General features: G+C 74.2%; 1 protein-coding gene. It reads right to left on the reverse strand.

What is annotated here, in order from left to right:
• Positions 1-34: 34 nt before the first annotated feature.
• A partial coding sequence (locus tag ACFXB5_RS12085; RefSeq protein WP_385205803.1) for a glycoside hydrolase family 9 protein occupies positions 35-1,254 on the reverse strand: 1,220 nt, incomplete at its 5' end.

Raw genomic sequence — 1,254 nt, forward strand, 5'->3', positions numbered from 1 at the left:
GTGCGAGGGGCCGGGAGGCCCCTCGCCCGCCCGGTCAGCCGCGTTCCGCGGCGAACGCGGCCAGCCACGCCAGCGGCGCGTTCCAGTTGATCGCCACCTCATTCGTGGAGTACGAGCCGATGTCGTCGATGTAGCACGCCGCGGGCGCGCACCCGGGGAGCTTCTCCTGCGCCACCGGATCCTGCAGCCCCGAGTTCGCGCCGCCCGCGATCGATCCGGCGGGCGGGTTCGGCAGCGAGGCGTCGTACTGGTGCGCCCAGAAGCGGTGGTGCTGGTTCTGCGAGGCGCGCTCGCCGTAACCGGTGACGTACGACTGGCCGAGCGCGTTCCGGCCGAGCAGATAGTCCAGTGTCTCCAGCGCCCCGGTGCGGTACCGCCGTTGTTTGGTGAGTTCGTAGGCGACGGCCAGGACGGTCCCGTTGTTGGCCACCTGGCCGTTGGAGCCCCATACGTAGCCGTCCGCCGGAAGCGGCACCGCGTAGCCCTGACCGGCCATCGTGCTCAAGCGGGCGTCGGCCGCGGACACCACGGAGGCGCGGACGCGGGCGAGGTCGGTGGCGGGCAGGCCGTTGGGGACGGTGGCCAGGACGATCCGGCCGAGGGGCCCGGTGTCCTGCCAGCTGAAGCCGGCCGGGGCGAACACATCGCTCGCGGTGTGGTACGGCGAGGAGGTGACCGCGTCCCGGTACCGCGCCTCCCCGGTGGTCGCGTACAGCTCCGCCGCCGCCCAGTAGAACTCGTCGCCCACCTCGCTGTCGTCGTACGCCCCGCCGCCGGTGGAGTCGGATGCCGGTGCGAGCACACCGGGGTTCGCCCGCGCGGCGGCCCAGGCGCGGCGCGCGGAGTCCAGGCAGCGGGCGGCGAAGGCGGCGTCGTACGGGGCGTAGACCCGGGCGCACTGCGCCGCCGCGGCGGCCAGGTTGAGGGTGGCGGCGGTGGACGGCGCGTGCAGCTCACGCGGCTCGGCGTCCTGCTCCGGCCGGGTGGGCAGCCCGGTCCAGGCGGCGTCATGGACCTTGTGGAAGGCCATGCCCGCCCGCGGCTTGCCCTCCGGGATCTGCATGCGCATCAGGAACTCCAGCTCCCAGCGCGCCTCGTCGAGCACATCGGGGATCCCGTTGCCGCGCTCGGGGACGCGCAGCGTGGCATCCCCGGTGGCGGCCGCCGGGCCCGAACGCTTCGCGCGCTCGTAGGGGGTGACCAGCTGCCAGACCGCGAGTCCGCGGGTGTGCACGTTGTTGAGCGGGGCACCGG

This window comes from Streptomyces sp. NPDC059455, from assembly GCF_042750115.1.
In the GTDB taxonomy this organism is placed as follows: domain Bacteria; phylum Actinomycetota; class Actinomycetes; order Streptomycetales; family Streptomycetaceae; genus Streptomyces; species Streptomyces endocoffeicus.